Genomic DNA, 19383 nt, shown 5'->3' on the forward strand with positions numbered 1-19383 from the left:
ACTCTTTAAGAGTATTGATTAACTTCAGTATTCTATGTTGGCTACGTAGCTCAGTTGGTTAGAGCACATCACTCATAATGATGGGGTCACAGGTTCGAATCCCGTCGTAGCCACCATTTCTTTTCTGATTACAGTTAAGAATAAAAATTTGCGGAAGTGGCGGAATTGGTAGACGCACTAGATTTAGGTTCTAGCGCCGCAAGGTGTGAGAGTTCAAGTCTCTCCTTCCGCACCATATTAGAAACCTACTCTTTGAGTAGGTTTTCTTTTATCTGCTAAACAGTAATTACCATTTAGCAGACATAAAAAAGCCGCACACAATATTAATTTGTTTGCGGCTTTTTTATTATCTTCACTATCTGGATAACAGATTAAATCAGTTCACAGCAACCAGCTCTATCCAATAAACTTCTATTAAAAAAGAAATGTACCCTGTGCTTAAATACCCATCGCGTATTTAAGTACCTGTTTTTTAATACCACCAGTATGATCTGCAATCCGTAAACTGACATTACGTAATAACTTTAATGGTCCAATATCATTGCTAAAAGTACTGTAGAAAAAATCCATACCTGTTTGCATCAGCAAATTATCTGGTCGACGACAACGCTCATACTTTGCCAGAACTTGCGGTTGTTGCCAGTCTTTACCAGCCTGACTGATTTTTTCTAATAAACAACCAACATCTTTAAAACCTAAATTCACCCCTTGGCCGGCTAATGGATTGATAGTGTGGGCAGCATCACCAAGTAGCACTACATTCGGTTTATAATACGTTTGTGCATGGCGACGGGTTAATGGAAAACTGCCATGGTTAAGTACCGTAAAATCACCTAATTCTGACGGAAAAGCAGCAGTTATCTCGGCCTGTAATTGCAGTGACGGCATGGCTGACAATTGTCGAATACGCGCTGGGCTGTCATACCAAACTAACGATCCTTGATGACCAGATAACGGCAAAAATGAACGTGGACCCGCAGGGGTAAACTGCTGCCAAGTAATGTCTTGTTGTGGTAACGCCGTTGCAATGTTAATTAACATACAATGGTGACGATAATCCCATGCAGTAATACCAATACTCGCTTGCTGGCGTACTTGCGAGTTTGCGCCATCTGCACCAATCAATAAACTACATTTAATCAATGCACCATCATTTAATTCAACCTGATAACCATCATCAATTGCTGTCGCAGCGGCCATGGTTGCAGGGCACAATAAACGAATATTGTCGTATTGTTCAAATTGCTGCCATAGTGCTAATTGGATCACGCGATTTTCAACAATATAACCCAATTGTTGCAGTTGCATTTCATCAGCATTAAAGCGAGTTCGACATTCTGGGTGTTCCCATGTCTCAAGCCGTTTAAAAGGACATAAACGCATCGCTAACACCGCTTGCCATGCGCCTAATTGTTCTAATAGTGCCACTGAATATGGCGAAATCGCAGATACTCGTAAATCCATCACTTGTTCAGCAACAAAAGGTGCAGGTGCGTAACCTTCGATAACTGCAACTTCAAATCCTTGCTGAGCTAAACCGATTGCAGCTGCCGCGCCAACCATACCGCCACCAGCAACAATAACATCATATTGTTCCATATTTTCATCTGCCTATTATGTCTTGGCTTGTTATTTAGTTATAATCTTGCAAACCATTATGCTGAATAATTGTGTAAGAAAATACGCTTAACAGCTCACTACAGTAATGTATTTGCCGTTAACCACCCACTCAGGCCATGATCTCTTACTGCTGAAAGGAATCAAATCACTATGCTGGCAGGCTTTAAACGCTTTATTGTTAAACTTATTTTATGTGCTCTTATTATACCTATTATATTAATTGTTATTTTAAAATTTATTAATCCGCCATTTTGGGGCTGGGAAATAAACCGTACTCTCTTTCCACCTCAAGGTTATCCAGCCCAAACTCAGCATCAATGGGTAAATTTGAATCAGATTTCAAAAAATATGCAGTTGGCCGTTATTGCATCGGAAGATCAAACTTTTCCTGAGCATCATGGTATCAATATCAACGCTACCTTATCAGTACTAGAGCACAGTGGTAAAAATGGTCCTAGCCGCGGCGCAAGTACTATTACTCAACAAACAGCTAAGAATGTATTTTTATTTCCCTGGCATTCTTATATTCGTAAAGGCATCGAACTATATTTTGCATTATGGATGGAGGTCATTTGGGGCAAAGATCGTATTTTAGAAATGTATTTAAACGTGATTGAATTTGGACCAGGGATCTATGGTATTGAAGCGGCAAGTGAACATTTTTTCCATATTCCAGCCAGACGTCTTAGCGTTCAACAAGCGGCGCAGCTAGCAGCAGTATTACCGGATCCGTATAAAATAAAAGCTAGCCCAATGAGCAATTATGTTTATCAACGTACATTATGGATCCGTAAACAAATGCGTCAATTAGGTATGGGAACGCTTGATAAAGTCTATGATGAACAATCACTTTTTAAATCGTTCCATCTTTATCGTTAGCTGCTATCAAAAGACCACAAATTTTTCAGGGTGGTGATGATCTAGTCAGACCGAGTTTAAAGCAGTACAATACGCGGCTTGCTACAGGGCGTTACTTAAAAAAGTAATGTAACCCTGTCAGCCCGTAATCTGAATGTAATGAATCAACACTACGAGCGAAGAGAGATGGCGAAGAAACTGCTGATTAAAACCTGGGGCTGCCAGATGAACGAATACGATTCATCAAAAATGGCCGATCTTCTTAATGCTGCTAATGGCTTCGAGTTAACAGAAATCCCAGAAGAAGCAGATGTTCTGCTACTTAACACCTGTTCGATCCGTGAAAAAGCACAAGAGAAAGTTTTCCATCAGCTAGGCCGCTGGAAAAAACTAAAAGATAAAAAGCCCGATCTAGTGATTGGCGTTGGTGGCTGCGTGGCGACCCAAGAAGGTGATTCAATTCGCAAACGTGCACCTTACGTTGATGTGATCTTTGGCCCACAAACCCTACACCGTTTGCCTGAGATGATTAAACGCTCTCAATCAAATGAAAAAACCGTGATGGATATTTCATTCCCAGAGATTGAAAAATTCGATAGCTTGCCAGAGCCTCGTGCTGATGGCGCAACAGCGTTTGTTTCTATCATGGAAGGTTGTTCTAAGTACTGTACTTACTGTGTTGTACCTTACACCCGTGGTGAAGAAGTTAGCCGCCCTATTGATGACGTATTATTTGAGATCGCTCAACTGGCAGATCAAGGCGTACGTGAAGTTAACCTACTTGGTCAAAATGTTAACGCATTCCGTGGCCCTACTCATGATGGTGAACTTGCTAGCTTTGCAGAACTACTACGTTTAGTGGCAGCGATAGACGGTATTGACCGCGTACGTTACACAACCAGTCATCCGATTGAATTTACTGATGACATTATTGATGTTTACCGAGATACCCCTGAACTGGTTAATTACTTACACCTACCAGTACAAAGTGGTTCAGATCGTATTCTTACAATGATGAAGCGCCCTCATACAGTGCTTGAATATAAGTCAAAAATCCGTAAATTACGTAAAGTACGTCCAGATATCACCATGAGTTCAGACTTTATTGTCGCGTTCCCTGGCGAATCTGATCAAGATTTCGAAGATACCATGAAGCTTATTCGTGATATCGACTTTGATATTAGTTATAGCTTTATCTTCTCACCTCGTCCAGGTACGCCTGCCGCAGATTACCCTTGTGATCTGACAGAGGAAGTAAAGAAAGAGCGTCTTTACGCCCTACAACAACAACTAAATAGTCAAGCGATGCGCCATGCACGTCAAATGTTAGGCACAGAGCAACGTATTTTAGTTGAAGGTCCATCGCGTAAAAATGTGATGGAATTACGTGGTCGTACAGAAAATAACCGAATTGTGAACTTTGAAGGTTCTGCTGAATTGATTGGTCAATTTGTTGATGTCAAAATCATTGATGTATTTACTAACTCATTGCGTGGCGAACTTGTTCGCACAGAAGCAGAAATGGATCTTCGCGTAGCAATGTCACCAGCAGCAATGATGGCAAAAACGCGCCGTGAAGATGACTTAGGTGTAGGCGTATATACTCCAGAATAATGCGTAATAATGGCCGTCTCATCGAGACTGTTATATGCGTTATTTAAAGTAACCCGCATGCCCTGAAAACATGGTCGCCTGCTAATAGGCGACCTCAATGAGAGGCAAACCTTGAGCAAAATAATTACTGTAGAATTTGATTTAGAGCCTGCGAATAATCAGCGTCTATCTAGTCTTTGTGGTCCATTTGACGACAACATCAAACAGTTAGAACGTCGTTTAGGGGTTGAAATCAATCACCGCAGCAACCACTTTAGTGTTGTTGGTCAACCGCACACCACCGAAGCTGTCACCAATATCATTAAAGATCTCTATGTTGATACGGCTCCCGTACATAACAACATTCCTGATATTGAACCTGATCATATTCATCTTGCGATTAAAGCTTCAGGCGTACTAGAGCAAACGGTAGAAACCACCATTCCTTTTGGTAAAGAAGTTCATATCAAAACCAAAAAAGGGATCATTAAGCCACGTACACCCAATCAAGCCCAATACATTGCCAATATTGTCGGACACGATATTACTTTCGGTGTAGGACCTGCAGGTACAGGTAAAACTTATCTTGCTGTTGCTGCGGCCGTTGATGCCCTTGAGCGCCAAGAAGTTCGCCGTATTCTACTAACCCGTCCTGCGGTTGAAGCAGGTGAAAAGTTAGGTTTCTTACCCGGTGATTTAAGCCAGAAAGTCGATCCATATCTGCGCCCGCTTTATGATGCACTATTTGAAATGCTGGGTTTTGAACGTGTCGAAAAGCTGATTGAACGTAATGTAATTGAAGTCGCACCGTTGGCTTATATGCGCGGCCGCACCCTCAATGACGCGTTTATTATCTTAGATGAGAGCCAAAATACCACCGTTGAACAAATGAAAATGTTCCTAACCCGTATTGGCTTTAATTCACGTGCCGTGATCACTGGCGATGTGACTCAAATCGATTTACCGCGTGGCGCACGTTCAGGCCTGCGTCATGCAATTGAAGTATTATCTAATGTTGAGGATATTAGCTTTAACTTCTTCTTAGCTAATGATGTTGTGCGCCACCCTGTGGTTGCTCGTATCGTGCAAGCTTATGAAGTGTGGGAAAGTGAAGACCAAAAGCAACGTAAACAAGCAGAACAACGTCGTCGCACAGAGCAAGAAGCCAAAGAAGCCGCCTTATTCGCTGTGGCAACCGCTGCTAAAATTGAATCACAAAAAGAGTAACTAATGGCGATTTACCTTGATCTACAACTTGCAACAGCTGACGAAGCGGGATTACCAACGGAAGCTCAATTCCAACAATGGCTAAATGCGGCTGTAACGCCATTTCAAGCCGACGCAGAAGTGACAATTCGTCTGGTTGATGAACAAGAAAGCCATGCACTAAACCTTGAATACCGTGGTAAAGATCGCCCAACCAATGTGCTGTCGTTTCCTTTTGAAGCACCACCAGCCGTTGAAATTGACTTACTGGGTGATTTAATTATTTGTCGTCAAGTGGTCGAAGCTGAAGCGGCTCAACAGCAAAAGCCACTGCATGCGCATTGGGCACATATGGTTGTACACGGCAGTCTGCATCTGCTAGGTTATGATCATATTAAGGATGACGAAGCAGAAGAAATGGAAGCATTAGAGACAGAAATCATGCAAAACATGGGCTTTGTCGATCCTTATATTTCTGAAAAGTAGTAATATACCGACATATATTCCGCGGTTTACTAAGCTAAGCCGCATTTCCGTGGCTATGTCCACTTAATTGATAAAGTAAATAATGAACGAAGATAATTCTCCAACAACTGAAGGTCCGAGTAGAAAGTCCTTCTTTGAACGTATTGGCCAACTTTTTCAAGGTGAACCACAAAACCGTGAAGAATTAGTTGAAGTATTCCGTGACTCGGAAGAAAACGATTTGATAGATCATGACACTCGCGACATGCTCGAAGGTGTGATGGAAATAGCCGAAATGCGAGTGCGGGACATTATGATTCCACGCTCACAAATGACGACTGTCGAGCGTTCTCAGAAGTTAGAAGATCTAATTGATTTAATTGTTGAAGCCCAACACTCTCGCTACCCTGTTATTAGTGATGATAAAGACCATGTCGAAGGCATTTTATTAGCCAAAGACTTACTGCGTTATTTATTACCTGACAGTGAGCCTTTTGATATCGATAAAGTATTACGTCCCGCTGTTGTTGTGCCGGAAAGTAAGCGTGTCGATCGATTATTAAAAGAGTTCCGCGAAGAACGCTACCATATGGCAATTGTGGTTGATGAGTTTGGTGGGGTATCTGGTGTTATTACGATTGAAGATATTCTTGAGCAAATTGTTGGCGAAATCGAAGACGAATTTGATGACGAAGAAGAGCAAGATGTTCGCCAATTAAGTAAACATACCTATGCAGTAAAAGCATTAACAACCATTGAAGATTTCAATGAACTGTTCCAAACCTCATTCTGTGATGAAGAAGTCGATACTGTCGGTGGACTTGTAATGATGAGTTTTGGTCACTTGCCATCGCGCGGTGAAGTCGTTGAAGTTAATGGTTATTCCTTTAAAGTGACCTCGTCTGATAACCGCCGCATTATCCAGTTACAAGTAACGGTACCTGACGAAGCATTTCAACCTACCATTACTCCGTAAATGATGACAAAAAAACACTCATCTTGTTGGGACAGTTGCTTGCAGCTGTCCCTGCGGGCGCAATTGCGACCTTGTCTTTTGCCCCTTATGACTACGCATTTATTGCCCCATTAACTTTGATTCTGTTTTTATTTTTATTACAGAAACAATCCCCTAAACGTTCAGCACTAATTGGATTTTTTTATGGCTTAGGCATGTTTGGTACTGGTATCAGCTGGGTACATGTCAGCATTGATACCTTTGGCGGTATGCCTAAAATTGCCAGTATGTTCTTAATGGTGTTACTGATTAGCTACCTCGCGCTTTATCCGGCGCTATTTGGCTATTTATTTAATCGTTTTAACCGCCAACGTCCTTTCCATCAATTATTACTATCCGGTCCTGTTATTTGGCTGCTGCTTGATTGGATTCGAGGTTGGTTGTTTACTGGTTTCCCGTGGTTGTGGATGGGCTATAGCCAGCTCAATACACCATTGGCACACTTTGCACCGATCTTAGGTGTCGAAGGCATTACCCTTGCGTTGATGCTTATCTCGGGCTCAATTGTTGCGACCATTTATTACCGTAACTGGCGTCCATTATTGGTTGCTATTTTAGTGGCAATCTTAGCTATATTAGCTGGTATTCCGCAGTGGGTAAAACCCGATCCTAAACACAGTGTTACTGTGGCTCTGATCCAAGGTAATATTTCTCAAGAAGAAAAATGGCTGCCAAGTCATCGTTGGCCAACTTTGATGAAATATATGGATCTGACTCGCGACAATTGGGGTTCTGATCTTATTATTTGGCCTGAGGCTGCCATTCCTGCACTTGAAGAAGATATTCCAACCTTCTTGCAAAATCTCGATGCTGCCGCACGCGCTAATAACAGCACTGTGATCACCGGTATTTTAGATCAAAAAGCTGATGGCGAATTTTTCAATAATATTTTAACTCTAGGTGTCGATGCCGACGGCCCGTATAACTACAACACCGCAACCCGTTACACCAAACATCACCTATTACCTTTTGGTGAGTTTGTGCCGTTTGCGAGTATTCTACGTCCGTTAGCGCCATTCTTTAACCTACCGATGTCGTCATTTAGTCGTGGTGCTTATATTCAACCGAATATTCAAGCTCATGGTTATTCTATTGCGCCTGCACTGTGTTACGAAATTGCTTTTGGTGAGCAAATTCGCGAGAACATCACCAAAGAAACAGAGTTACTACTAACCCTGTCTAATGATGCTTGGTTTGGGCGCTCAATCGGACCGTTCCAACACATGCAAATTGCCCAAATGCGAGCGCTTGAGTTTGGTAAGCCATTGTTACGTGGAACAAATACAGGGATTACTGCCGTGGTTGACCATAATGGCCATATCACCAAAGAATTACCACAATTTGTCACTGGCGTATTAAAAGATAAAGTGATTCCAACCATAGGAATGACACCTTATACCACCTTAGGCAGCTGGCCATTATACGGTTACTGTTTATGGGCATTAGCGTTATCTTGGCTACTCATTCGGCGTAAACGCGGACATTTCCGTGACTTACGCCCAACAGAAAAAGAATAAACTCTAAGGTGAAGTTAATAACTTCACCTTTTTTTTACAGCAAATTTGTTAAATTATTATAATAAATAACTGCTGCGACTCCGCAGGTCTTAACCACCTATGGCGACGATAAGGAACAACAGATGAAAGTACCATACAAATTATTTATTAGCGTATGTTCATTATTGATGCTGATGCTATCAACCCAAGCACTTGCTCAAGAACAACAAAATGACACTAAAGATGCATTAGCACATTTTTACAGATCTCCACAAACACAACCTTTTTTCCATTCTGCTTATGGGTATGCTGTGTTTCCATCAGTGGGCAAAGGTGGCTTTTGGGTTGGTGGTGCTTATGGCTCAGGCGTGGTGTTTAAAGCTAATAAAGCAATGGGATTTGCTAAGTTATACCAATTATCGATTGGGTTACAATTTGGTGGCCAAGCCTTTAGCGAAATTCTATTCTTTCAAGATAAACGTGCTTATGATCGCTTTATTGATGGCGGTTTAGAACTTGATGCTCAAGCATCAGCAGTAGCCTTAGATGAAGGTGCATCAGCAAAAGTCGGTACCGCAGGCGCTGGTATGCATGCTGGCAGTGATTACATGACTAAAAGCTACATCAATGGTGTTGCTATCTTTACCCGCACCAAAGGTGGCGCAATGATTGAAGCATCGTTAGCGGGTCAAAAATTCACTTATGATCCAATGACAGCTGCGACCCGTGAAATCAAAGGCTATGACCAAGTATTGCCTCAATTTAATCAAGACTACCAGCCAACTCAAGCGGCACCTCAGCAACAACAGCAGCTACAAAAACCGGCTAATACTATTAAGCCCGCAGATTCAGCCGTAGTGGTAGATACCATTGAGCAACCAGATTATTAAATATCAATACATAAAAAACGCAGCGTTTATGGCGCTGCGTTTTTAATTGCGATAAATCACAGTACCCATTATGGGTTTAATGGTAAACGTGAAAATTGCTTACAACCACATTTTACGCATGGTTCAATACGTGTCACATGCGTGATCATCTGAGTATGACCACATTGCTCACAGACTAAATTACCCAATCCAACCAATTCACCCGCTTGGTAAACACCTTTATGTTGAATATCTTCCATTACTTCAATCCACTCTAGTTGGGTCTTATCGGTAATTTCTGCTAAATTTTTCCAAATACTTTCGCTAACTAACTTATAAAATGGACTTTCACTGAATGGCTGTGAACTATTTTTCACTTCTTCAGTAAACGTTTTTAGATCGCTTTTGACATAAGCTTCCACTAATGACAGCTCATCTTTGGTCATATCACTGGCCGCTTTACCATAAAGCTCGGTCGTTTTAAGGTCATTTTTGATATACGCTTCAATCAACGCCAGTTCATCTTTCGTCATATCACTGGCCGCTTTACCATAAAGCTCAGTCATTCTAAAAAACTTCTTTAGCTCTTCTGGACTATGCTTAAGCGCTTCAGTTACTTTTTCTAATACTGCTTCATACTGCTTTTGTTGCTTAGTCATGGGATTAATCCTCAGCCAATGTGCGAAATAATTACGTAATTACGTCCAAATACAAGATTAAGGTCGCCGAATCGCTATCAGCTATTGTTGACACCTTTACCTTTGGTTATCCTATGTCGATTACAATGAATGTGTTTGTATTAAACTCACAAAATTCTGGATGTCATCGATGCAAGAACAATATCGTCCACAGGACATTGAACAAAAAGTTCAAGAACATTGGGATAACAATAAGACCTTTGTTGTTAGTGAAGATCCTAATAAAGAAAAATTCTACTGTCTCTCTATGTTCCCGTACCCAAGTGGTCGCTTGCACATGGGTCACGTGCGTAACTACACTATCGGTGATGTTATCTCTCGCTACCAACGCTTACAAGGCAAAAATGTCATGCAGCCAATTGGTTGGGATGCATTTGGTCTTCCAGCAGAGAACGCAGCAGTAAAAAATAACACCGCACCTGCGCCGTGGACCTACGAAAACATCGAATACATGAAGAACCAACTTAAACTATTAGGTTTTGGTTACGATTGGAGCCGTGAATTCGCAACCTGTACTCCTGAGTACTACCGTTGGGAACAAGAGTTTTTCACTAAACTGTATAACAAAGGCTTGGTATACAAGAAGACTTCTTCTGTAAACTGGTGTCCTAATGACCAAACAGTACTGGCTAACGAGCAAGTAGAAGACGGCTGTTGCTGGCGTTGTGATACCCCTGTTGAACAAAAAGAGATTCCACAGTGGTTCATTAAAATTACTGAGTATGCCCAAGAACTGCTTGACGATCTTGATACCCTTGATGGCTGGCCTGAGATGGTTAAGACCATGCAGCGCAACTGGATCGGTCGTTCTGAAGGTGTTGAGCTAACGTTTAACGTTAAAGGTCAAGACGATCTAGAAGTTTACACGACTCGTCCTGATACTCTAATGGGTGTTACTTTTGTTAGTATTGCAGCAGGTCACCCACTGGCTGCAAAAGCGGCTGAAAATAACCCAGCCCTAGCAACCTTTATCGATGAGTGCCGTAACACCAAAGTTGCAGAAGCTGAGCTTGCAACCATGGAAAAGAAAGGTATGGACACTGGCTTAATCGCTATCCATCCTCTTGATGGCCGTGAAGTACCCGTATACGTAGCTAACTTCGTATTAATGGATTACGGCACAGGTGCGGTAATGGCAGTTCCTGCGCACGATCAACGTGACTTTGAATTTGCAACTAAATACAACATCGACATCATGGCGGTTATTAAGCCAGAAGACGGTAGTGAGTGTGATATCTCTGAAGCGGCATACACTGAAAAAGGTGTTCTGTTCAATTCAGGTGAATTTGACGGCCTAAACTTCCAACAAGCATTTGATGCGATTGCAACTAAGCTTGAAGCACAAGGCAAAGGCAAGAAAACTGTTAACTTCCGTCTACGTGATTGGGGCGTTTCTCGTCAACGTTACTGGGGTGCACCAATCCCAATGGTAACCACTGAAGACGGTCAAGTTCATCCAGTACCTGCAGATCAACTACCCGTTATTCTTCCAGAAGACGTGGTAATGGATGGCGTAACCAGCCCAATTAAAGCTGATAAAGAGTGGGCAAAAACCACCTTTAATGGCGAGCCTGCATTACGTGAAACAGATACCTTTGATACTTTCATGGAGTCATCTTGGTACTACGCACGTTACTGTTCACCACAAGCAGATGATATTCTTGATCCTGCTAAAGCGAACTACTGGCTACCTGTTGATCAATATGTTGGTGGTATTGAGCACGCGTGTATGCACCTATTGTACTCACGTTTCTTCCACAAACTACTTCGTGATGCAGGTTACGTAACCTCTGACGAACCATTTAAGCAACTACTGTGTCAAGGCATGGTATTGGCTGATGCGTTCTTCTACACCACAGAAAAAGGTGGTAAAGAGTGGGTTGCACCAACAGATGTAACTGTTGAGCGTGATGGCAAAGGTCGTATTACTGCTGCTGTTGATTCTCAAGGTCACAACGTTGAGCACTCAGGCATGATCAAAATGTCTAAGTCTAAAAACAACGGTATCGACCCACAAGAGATGGTCGACAAATACGGTGCAGATACTGTACGTCTATTCATGATGTTTGCATCACCTGCTGACATGACACTTGAATGGCAAGAATCTGGCGTTGAAGGTGCTAACCGCTTCCTTAAACGTGTTTGGAAACTGGTACGTGAACATGCAGAAAAAGGTCAAGCGACTACCGTTGATACCGCAGCATTAAGCAGCGATCAAAAAGCACTGCGTCGTGATATCCATAAAACAATTGCTAAAGTAAGCGATGATATTGGTCGTCGTCAGACATTCAATACCGCGATTGCTGCAATCATGGAATTAATGAACAAGCTTGCTAAAGCGCCACAAGAATCAGCACAAGATCGTGCTATTCTTGATGAAGCACTAAAAGCGATTGTAACGATGCTTTACCCAATGACACCGCATATCTGTTTTGAAATGTGGCAAGCACTAGGTCAAACAGACATTGACCATGCAGCATGGCCACAAGCTGATGCCGCGGCATTGGTTGAAGATGAAAAACTGATTATTGTGCAAGTTAACGGTAAACTACGTGCTAAATTAACCGTAGCGGCAGATGCAACCAAAGAGCAAGTAGAAGCACTTGCTATGGCTGAAGAAGGCGTAACACGCTTTACTGATGGCAATACCGTGCGTAAAGTTATTTATGTACCAGGTAAACTGCTGAACATCGTAGCAAACTAATCAAGGTTACTATGTTAGCTCGACTAACATGACAATAACCTCAAGATCCCCGCTTTTGCGGGGATCTTTATAATTACAGTCATCTTTAATTTTGCGCCTAGCGCACCTTCTTTTATTTCAAGGAGCTGACTTTCGTGAAAAGTTTTTTCTCGGCCAACAGCCTAACTCGACTACTTATCATTACTCTTCTCGCGCTTACAACAGCTTCTTGTGGTTTTCACCTTCGTGGTAACTACATGCTACCAGAGGGAATTGCTAAATTATCATTAACCAGTTTTGACCCCTACGGTAAATTAACTCGTATGGTGAAGTACCAATTTAAACTGCATGGTATTGAAGAAGTAAAACCAGCAGCAACAGTGCCAAACCTTAATATCACCAGTGAATCAACTGGCGATAGTACGTTATCGTTGTACCAAAATAACGGTAAAGCAGAATATGATTTAACCTTAACCGTTAACTATACTGTCACTATTCCAAATCAAGGTATTGAGCAATTTAGCACTAAAGTTACGCGTACTTTCTTAGATAACCCACTTTCAGCATTAGCAAAATCTGTAGAGCGTGATGAGTTAATTGATGTGATGCGTGAACAAGCAGCGCAACAAATCATGCGTAAACTCGCACGTCTAACCACTGTCTTTAATAAGATGGAAGAAGATAAATTAAATGCGGAATTAAACCAAATCTTGCAGAAGCAAAAAGTTTCAATTAAAGATGGTAGCACTACCACAATTACCACCACACCTGCGGTTATACATAAAAAACAAGATCACAACGCGCAATGAGAGTCTACCCAGAACAACTGACGCAGCAGCTAACAAAAGGCCTGCGTCAGGCTTATTTACTGTTTGGTAATGAGCTGTTATTAAAACAAGAAGCGGGCGATAGTATTAAGCTTATCGCCCAGCAACAAGGCTTTCTCGAACGCCATGCCTTTACTATCGATAATAGTATCGATTGGAATGCCGTGTTAGATTGCTGCCATGCGATGAGCTTATTTTCAGCACAACAAATTATCGAACTTGAAATTGCCGAAACAGGCTTAAATGCCAATCAAGCTAAAGCATTAATTGAGGTTATTAACGCCCTTCATCCTGATATTTTATTAATACTTACCGGACCAAGAATTAATAAAAAGCAAGAAATGACCAAATGGTTTAAAGCACTTGATAATATTGGTTTGTATGTACCGTGCAATACGCCTGATCCACGCCAAATGCCGCGCTTTATTCAAGGCCGCTGTCAGCAGTTAGGCTTAAAGCCCGATCATGAATCGGTACAAATGTTAGCCCAATGGCATGAAGGTAATTTACTGGCATTATCGCAAAGCTTACATAAATTAGTGCTGCTTTACCCTGATGGCATGCTAACAATAGTACGCTTGCAAGAAGCATTAAGTCGCCATAATCACTACACCCCGTTTCAATTGATTGACGCGCTATTAGCCGGACAAGCAAAACGTAGCCAGCGCATATTACGTCAATTGCAAGCTGAAGGAGTTGAAGCAACGATTTTATTGCGTACTTTGCAACGAGAACTAACCCAACTGTATAAAATGCAAGAAATGGGCAAAAAAGGCACACCTTTAAACCTCATTTTTGAGCAATTTAGAGTGTGGCAAAATCGTCGTGAAATGTATATTGGCGCATTACATCGTCTACCGCTGTCGACCTTAGTTACTATTATTCGCCAGCTGACGCTATTAGAAATTCAAGTCAAAACTGACTACGACACTCAGCCATGGTCAGCCTTGAGTTGCTTATGTGCAGAAATGTGTGGTGTTCCAACCCATTTACAACCGATGAAGTAGTCTCAATACAGGTCAAAATCGCGACTTTTTACTTATTTGAACTAAATCGTCCAACAAACATGTGAAAAAATACCGTCTGAACCTTGTCCTCTTATCGCGGTCTGATAAGAGCATGGTATACTGCGGCACAATTCATGGTCAGTATGTCTATTTGACATTACCGATGCTAATTATAGCGTCATTCGGCCACTACTATACTAACACTCAAGTGAGGGAATCCCTTTGCAGGTACAAGAACTACACGATTTCATTGTTGATAAAATTGACGACATTAAAGCACAAGATATCGTAACTATTGATGTTCGCGGTAAATCAAGCATCACCGATTTTATGGTTATCTGTACAGGTACATCTAACCGTCACGTGGCATCTATCGCTGATCACGTAAACAAAGAATCTAAATTAGTTGATTTTCCTCCATTCGGCATCAGTGGCGAAAAAGAAGGTCAATGGGTTATCGTTGATATGGGCAATGTTATGCTGCATATCATGCAAGAAGATGCTCGTGAACTATACCAACTGGAGAAGCTTTGGAGCTAATTGATCATGAAGCTTCAACTGATTGCTGTTGGTACTAAAATGCCAAAGTGGGTTGAGGAAGGCTATAAAGAATATAGCCGCCGCTTCCCTAAAGATATGCCACTGGAATTAATTGAAATTTCAGCAGGAAAGCGTGGCAAAAACGCTGATATTCCTCGCATTTTGCAAAAAGAAGGCGAGGCAATGTTAGCTGCAGTTGCGAAAGGCAACCGTATTGTCACACTCGATATTCCCGGTAAACGCTGGGATACTGGACAACTGGCACAACAATTGGATGCATGGAAACTAGATGGACGCGATGTATCAATTTTGATCGGCGGACCAGAAGGACTTTCTCCTGCATGTAAAGCAGCGGCAGAACAAAGCTGGTCATTATCACCACTTACGCTACCACACCCATTAGTGCGTGTGGTAATGGCAGAAAGCTTATACCGTGCATGGAGTGTCACGGCTAACCATCCGTACCACAGGGAATAATCATCAATGAGACAAAAGCGAACCCAGATCCGCGATCATCGCGCTGAGTCGGCACTGTTTTTTCGTCGAGCTCTTGTCTCATTTATTGGTATAGCCATACTTGTAGGCCTGCTGCTATTCAATCTATTCCACATTCAGGTTGAGCAGCATCAGGACTATCAAACCCGCTCCAATGATAACCGCATTAAAATTGTCCCAGTATCCCCTAATCGCGGCTTAATTTACGACCGTAATGGGGTTATATTAGCTGAAAATAGACCTATCTATAGTCTTGAAATCACGCTTGAAAAAGTCTCTGAACTTGATCAAACCTTTGCCGATCTAAAACAGATCATGGGTATTACTGATGAAGACATTGCTAATTTCCAAAAAGAACGTCGCCGTACCCGTCGCTTTAAATCAGTGCCCATTCTTGATCATCTCAATGAAAAGCAAGTAGCACTATTTTCTGTTAATCAACATCGTCTTCCTGGTGTTGAAGTTAAAGCGCACTTAAAACGTTATTACCCTTATGGTGATGCCTTAACGCATGTTCTAGGTTATGTCGCTAAAATTAACGATCGTGACCTTAAAAAACTGGATAAAGCTGGACAACTCAGTAATTACAAAGCCACTCGTGATATGGGTAAGCTCGGTCTTGAGCGTTATTACGAAAAACTATTACACGGTACATCTGGCTATCAAGAAGTTGAAGTAAATAGCCGTGGACGTGTTATTCGCACATTAAAATATATTCCGCCAATTCCAGGTAAAGATATCAAGATCAATATTGATATTAAACTTCAGCAATATGTTCAAAGCTTATTAACTGAACGTAAAATTGATCCTGAAACCGGAAAAGAAATCATTAAGCACAAACGCGGCTCAATTGTGGTGTTAGATCCTAAAGATGATGCGATTTTAGCCATGGTCTCAAGCCCTAGTTATGATCCCAATTTATTTGTGCGCGGTATCTCAAGTAAAAAATACAATGCCTTATTAAATAACCCCGATCGACCATTGGTTAACCGCGTCACGCTTGGCATTTATCCGCCAGCATCAACGGTTAAACCATTAATTGCCGTGGCTGCATTAACCGAAGGGGTTATTACTCCCAACACCACGCGTAATGATCCAGGTTGGTGGCAAATTCCTAACTCAACCAGTCGTAAATTCCGTGACTGGCTACGTTGGGGCCACGGCCGAGTCAATATTTATAAAGCGATTGAAGAGTCTGTCGATACTTACTTCTATCAGGTTGCCTATGATATGGGTATTGATCGTCTATCAACGTGGATGAACAAGTTTGGTTATGGTGAATATACTGGTATTGATATTCACGAAGAAAGTAAAGCCAATATGCCAACCCGAGAGTGGAAACAAACACGCCATAAACGCCCTTGGTATCAAGGCGATACTATTCCTGTTGGTATTGGACAAGGGTATTGGACTGCGACACCCTTACAAATAGCCAAAGCAACCTCAGTATTAGTTAACAGTGGTGTTGTTCATCGCCCGCATCTACTTAAAAATATCATTGATAACAAAGTAGAAGCACCGGCTGAATTTGAAAATTTTCCGCCCATTACTGGTGTGACCCCTCAAACATGGGAAATCGCACGTGAAGGAATGCACCGAGTATTATATGGAAATCGTGGTACTGCGCGTAAAGCATTTTACGATACCCCTTATCAAGCAGGTGGTAAATCTGGCTCTGCCCAAGTATTTGGTTTAGCTGAAAACCAAAAATACGATGCCGATGAGCTCGAAGAACATTTACGTGACCATGCACTCTTTACTGCTTTTGCACCATTTGAAAAACCTCAAGTTGTGGTGGCTATGGTATTGGAAAATGCCGGTGGTGGTTCAAGTAATGGCGGACCAATTGCACGCAAAATATTTGATCACATGCTGATAGAATCCCCTGCCGACATACCGTCACCAGTAATTCCACTAATCAAAGCAACCGCAGAGGTACGTTAATGAGCATCATGGCAACAACGGGTCAAAAGCCAACAATAAGTGATCGCTTACATATCGATATTCCATTGTTATTAGGCTTACTCGCGATCATGAGCTTCTCATTAGTGATCATGTACAGTGCCAGTGGCCAAAGTATGCCGATGATGGAACGTCAAGCGATAAGAATGGGATTATCGCTTGGGGTAATGTTGTTATTAGCTCAAATCGCACCGCGTCACTATGAGGCATGGGCACCATATTTATTTGGTATCGGCTTGGTAATGCTAATGAGCGTGCTTTCATTTGGAGAGGTATCTAAAGGTGCACAACGGTGGCTTAATTTAGGGTTTATTCGTTTTCAACCATCAGAACTGATAAAACTGGCGGTGCCATTAATGGTGGCACGTTTTATTGGTAATCGTCCATTGCCCCCGGCTTTTCGACATATCTTTATTGCGTTAGTGATGATTTTCACTCCTACCATCTTAATTGCTAAGCAACCTGACCTCGGTACATCAATTTTGATCGCCGCATCGGGGATATTTGTTCTGTTTCTGTCAGGAATTAGCTGGCGAGTGATAATTGGCGCATTGGTATTACTCGGTGCCTTTATTCCTGTGTTATGGTTCTTTCTGATGCATGACTATCAACGCACAAGAGTAATGACCTTATTTAATCCTGAGTCAGACCCTCTCGGTGCCGGATATCACATTATTCAATCAAAGATAGCCATTGGTTCAGGAGGAATCACTGGTAAAGGTTGGCTCCATGGTACGCAATCACAATTAGAATTTGTTCCTGAACGTAATACTGACTTTATTTTCGCGGTCATCGCCGAAGAATGGGGATTAACTGGTGTTATCGGTTTATTAGCAATGTATTTGTTTGTGCTTGGACGTGGATTGTTACTGGCAAGCCGTGCTCAAACTGCATTTGGGCGGATGATGGCTGGTAGTATCGTACTCAGCTTCTTTGTTTATATTTTTGTTAATATTGGAATGGTAAGTGGATTATTGCCTGTTGTGGGTGTTCCACTTCCCTTAGTCAGTTATGGCGGAACCTCAATGGTTACTCTTATGGCTGGTTTTGGTATTCTGATGTCTATTCACACTCATAGAAAAATGTTGTCTAAGGCGACCTAATAAATGCGTTCACTATTTGTAATTTTTTTCCTGATCCTTGCTGGGTGTAGTTCTTCGCCTGAACAAACTCAACAGCCACAAACTAAGCCGGATACAAACACTAAAGTCGCTAAACCTAATACCGATGACCCTAATGCTGGGCGTTATTCTCTTAAAGATGATCGCGCACCTAAGGTTGTTCCTGATTTTTCCAAAGTAAAATTAATTACTCCTCATTACGAACCTTATAGCCGCGGTGGTAATAAAGACTATACTCTACGCGGTAAGCGCTACCATATTATAAAAAACCCTAAGGGGTACACTGAAACAGGATTTGCTTCATGGTATGGTGAAAAATTTCATGGCCATAAAACCGCTAACGGTGAAGTGTATAATATGTTCGCGATGACTGCGGCACATAAAACCTTACCGCTACCAAGTTTCGTACGTGTAACCAATACCCTTAATCATAAATCAGTGATTGTACGAGTTAATGATCGTGGTCCATTCCATGATGGTCGAATTATTGATTTAAGTATGGCCGCAGCGTCTAAATTAGGGGTGATCAGCTATGGTACTGCGCCAGTAAAAATTGAAGTAATAACGGTGCCAAAACCATCAACTAAAGCTGAAATAAAAAAAGCACCAATTCCAATTCAGTATTTTATTCAGTTAGCTGCGGTTAATAACCAACAAAAAGCAGATCAAATGCAGCGTGAAGTAAAACAACATTACAGCACCAGTGTTGATATTGAAAAAATTACTGATCGAGCTATTTTCCGCGTTCGCTTAGGACCATTTTTAGATCATAAAGATGCTGAATTATTGCTCAAGCAAGTAAAAAATAAGCATTATCCGCAAGCATTTATGATCACGGAAAAACGATAATTTAACCTTATTATTATTATTCTGTAATCATACCAATAGCCTATAGTTTGTTATTTAAATCATATAACTATAGGCTTTT

General features: G+C 41.7%; 17 protein-coding genes and 2 tRNA genes. 17 read left to right on the forward strand and 2 right to left on the reverse strand.

The features are described 5' to 3' along the window. The first annotated feature begins 39 nt into the window (after positions 1 to 39). Together BTN98_RS09195 and BTN98_RS09200 are read left to right on the forward strand one after the other, a co-directional pair. A tRNA-Met gene (locus BTN98_RS09195) sits at positions 40 to 116 on the forward strand. Between the two features lie 34 nt (positions 117 to 150). Then, positions 151 to 235 (forward strand) — tRNA-Leu (locus BTN98_RS09200). A 203-nt stretch (positions 236 to 438) separates the two neighbouring features. Here BTN98_RS09200 and BTN98_RS09205 read toward each other — a convergent pair. After that, on the reverse strand, positions 439 to 1599 hold the full coding sequence (locus BTN98_RS09205; RefSeq protein WP_061000156.1) for a 2-octaprenyl-3-methyl-6-methoxy-1,4-benzoquinol hydroxylase: 1161 nt from the start codon (positions 1597 to 1599) through the stop codon (positions 439 to 441). A gap of 171 nt (positions 1600 to 1770) precedes the next feature. On the opposite strand from BTN98_RS09205, the gene mtgA reads away from it, so the two are divergent. From mtgA to BTN98_RS09240, 7 genes are all read left to right on the forward strand, one after another. Next, entirely contained in the window at positions 1771 to 2499 is a 729-nt protein-coding gene (gene mtgA / locus BTN98_RS09210) for a monofunctional biosynthetic peptidoglycan transglycosylase (RefSeq protein ID WP_061000157.1), read from the forward strand. 165 nt (positions 2500 to 2664) lie between these two features. After that, positions 2665 to 4092, forward strand: a complete 1428-nt coding sequence (gene miaB, locus BTN98_RS09215) for a tRNA (N6-isopentenyl adenosine(37)-C2)-methylthiotransferase MiaB (protein ID WP_061000158.1) — start codon at positions 2665 to 2667, stop codon at positions 4090 to 4092. Positions 4093 to 4203: 111 nt separating this feature from the next. Continuing rightward, positions 4204 to 5298 carry a PhoH family protein gene (locus tag BTN98_RS09220; RefSeq protein WP_061000163.1) on the forward strand — a complete coding sequence of 365 codons (1095 nt, stop codon included), beginning with the start codon at positions 4204 to 4206 and terminating at the stop codon, positions 5296 to 5298. Between the two features lie 3 nt (positions 5299 to 5301). Further along, positions 5302 to 5763 carry an rRNA maturation RNase YbeY gene (gene ybeY / locus BTN98_RS09225; RefSeq protein WP_061000165.1) on the forward strand — a complete coding sequence of 154 codons (462 nt, stop codon included), beginning with the start codon at positions 5302 to 5304 and terminating at the stop codon, positions 5761 to 5763. 82 nt (positions 5764 to 5845) lie between these two features. Continuing rightward, positions 5846 to 6718 (forward strand): CNNM family magnesium/cobalt transport protein CorC, encoded by an 873-nt coding sequence (corC, locus tag BTN98_RS09230; RefSeq protein WP_061000167.1) that lies wholly within the window; start codon positions 5846 to 5848, stop codon positions 6716 to 6718. 26 nt (positions 6719 to 6744) lie between these two features. After that, positions 6745 to 8274 carry an apolipoprotein N-acyltransferase gene (lnt, locus tag BTN98_RS09235; RefSeq protein WP_420874916.1) on the forward strand — a complete coding sequence of 510 codons (1530 nt, stop codon included), beginning with the start codon at positions 6745 to 6747 and terminating at the stop codon, positions 8272 to 8274. Between the two features lie 122 nt (positions 8275 to 8396). Further along, positions 8397 to 9143 carry a lipid-binding SYLF domain-containing protein gene (locus BTN98_RS09240; protein WP_061000168.1) on the forward strand — a complete coding sequence of 249 codons (747 nt, stop codon included), beginning with the start codon at positions 8397 to 8399 and terminating at the stop codon, positions 9141 to 9143. 68 nt (positions 9144 to 9211) lie between these two features. Here the strand turns inward: BTN98_RS09240 and BTN98_RS09245 are convergent, their stop codons facing one another. Beyond that, positions 9212 to 9781, reverse strand: a complete 570-nt coding sequence (locus BTN98_RS09245) for a zinc ribbon-containing protein (RefSeq protein WP_061000170.1) — start codon at positions 9779 to 9781, stop codon at positions 9212 to 9214. 169 nt (positions 9782 to 9950) lie between these two features. Between BTN98_RS09245 and leuS the strand changes: the two genes are divergently transcribed. The 8 genes from leuS to BTN98_RS09285 all read left to right on the forward strand — a co-directional run bounded on the left by leuS (position 9951) and on the right by BTN98_RS09285 (position 19304). After that, positions 9951 to 12524, forward strand: coding sequence for a leucine--tRNA ligase (gene leuS / locus BTN98_RS09250; RefSeq protein WP_061000171.1), 2574 nt, complete (start codon positions 9951 to 9953; stop codon positions 12522 to 12524). A gap of 134 nt (positions 12525 to 12658) precedes the next feature. Then, positions 12659 to 13312 carry an LPS-assembly lipoprotein LptE gene (locus tag BTN98_RS09255; protein WP_061000174.1) on the forward strand — a complete coding sequence of 218 codons (654 nt, stop codon included), beginning with the start codon at positions 12659 to 12661 and terminating at the stop codon, positions 13310 to 13312. Then, entirely contained in the window at positions 13309 to 14337 is a 1029-nt protein-coding gene (gene holA / locus BTN98_RS09260; RefSeq protein WP_061000175.1) for a DNA polymerase III subunit delta, read from the forward strand. Before BTN98_RS09255 ends, holA begins: the two co-directional genes overlap by 4 nt. A 222-nt stretch (positions 14338 to 14559) precedes the next feature. Beyond that, a complete protein-coding gene (gene rsfS, locus BTN98_RS09265; RefSeq protein WP_061000177.1) occupies positions 14560 to 14877 on the forward strand; it encodes a ribosome silencing factor in 318 nt (105 codons plus the stop codon). 6 nt (positions 14878 to 14883) lie between these two features. Further along, positions 14884 to 15354, forward strand: coding sequence for a 23S rRNA (pseudouridine(1915)-N(3))-methyltransferase RlmH (gene rlmH / locus BTN98_RS09270; RefSeq protein ID WP_061000179.1), 471 nt, complete (start codon positions 14884 to 14886; stop codon positions 15352 to 15354). 6 nt (positions 15355 to 15360) lie between these two features. Next, positions 15361 to 17316, forward strand: coding sequence for a penicillin-binding protein 2 (gene mrdA / locus BTN98_RS09275; RefSeq protein WP_061000180.1), 1956 nt, complete (start codon positions 15361 to 15363; stop codon positions 17314 to 17316). Next, positions 17316 to 18437, forward strand: coding sequence for a rod shape-determining protein RodA (rodA, locus tag BTN98_RS09280; protein WP_061000182.1), 1122 nt, complete (start codon positions 17316 to 17318; stop codon positions 18435 to 18437). Before mrdA ends, rodA begins: the two co-directional genes overlap by 1 nt. Positions 18438 to 18440: 3 nt before the next feature. Continuing rightward, positions 18441 to 19304, forward strand: coding sequence for a septal ring lytic transglycosylase RlpA family protein (locus tag BTN98_RS09285; protein WP_061000184.1), 864 nt, complete (start codon positions 18441 to 18443; stop codon positions 19302 to 19304). The last annotated feature ends 79 nt before the right edge of the window (positions 19305 to 19383 follow it).

Origin of the sequence: Photobacterium aquimaris, from assembly GCF_002954455.1 — a bacterium.
Lineage (GTDB): Bacteria > Pseudomonadota > Gammaproteobacteria > Enterobacterales > Vibrionaceae > Photobacterium > Photobacterium aquimaris.

Excerpts from the sequence above, each read along its gene's own strand:
- corC (WP_061000167.1), top strand. The coding sequence starts at position 5,846 with ATGAACGAAGATAATTCTCCAACAACTGAAGGTCCGAGTAGAAAGTCC.
- ybeY (WP_061000165.1), top strand. The coding sequence starts at position 5,302 with ATGGCGATTTACCTTGATCTACAACTTGCAACAGCTGACGAAGCGGGA.
- miaB (WP_061000158.1), top strand. The coding sequence starts at position 2,665 with ATGGCGAAGAAACTGCTGATTAAAACCTGGGGCTGCCAGATGAACGAA.
- leuS (WP_061000171.1), top strand. The coding sequence starts at position 9,951 with ATGCAAGAACAATATCGTCCACAGGACATTGAACAAAAAGTTCAAGAA.
- BTN98_RS09205 (WP_061000156.1), bottom strand. The coding sequence starts at position 1,599 with ATGGAACAATATGATGTTATTGTTGCTGGTGGCGGTATGGTTGGCGCG.
- BTN98_RS09285 (WP_061000184.1), top strand. The coding sequence starts at position 18,441 with ATGCGTTCACTATTTGTAATTTTTTTCCTGATCCTTGCTGGGTGTAGT.
- mtgA (WP_061000157.1), top strand. The coding sequence starts at position 1,771 with ATGCTGGCAGGCTTTAAACGCTTTATTGTTAAACTTATTTTATGTGCT.
- mrdA (WP_061000180.1), top strand. The coding sequence starts at position 15,361 with ATGAGACAAAAGCGAACCCAGATCCGCGATCATCGCGCTGAGTCGGCA.
- BTN98_RS09240 (WP_061000168.1), top strand. The coding sequence starts at position 8,397 with ATGAAAGTACCATACAAATTATTTATTAGCGTATGTTCATTATTGATG.
- rodA (WP_061000182.1), top strand. The coding sequence starts at position 17,316 with ATGAGCATCATGGCAACAACGGGTCAAAAGCCAACAATAAGTGATCGC.
- BTN98_RS09245 (WP_061000170.1), bottom strand. The coding sequence starts at position 9,781 with ATGACTAAGCAACAAAAGCAGTATGAAGCAGTATTAGAAAAAGTAACT.
- holA (WP_061000175.1), top strand. The coding sequence starts at position 13,309 with ATGAGAGTCTACCCAGAACAACTGACGCAGCAGCTAACAAAAGGCCTG.
- rlmH (WP_061000179.1), top strand. The coding sequence starts at position 14,884 with ATGAAGCTTCAACTGATTGCTGTTGGTACTAAAATGCCAAAGTGGGTT.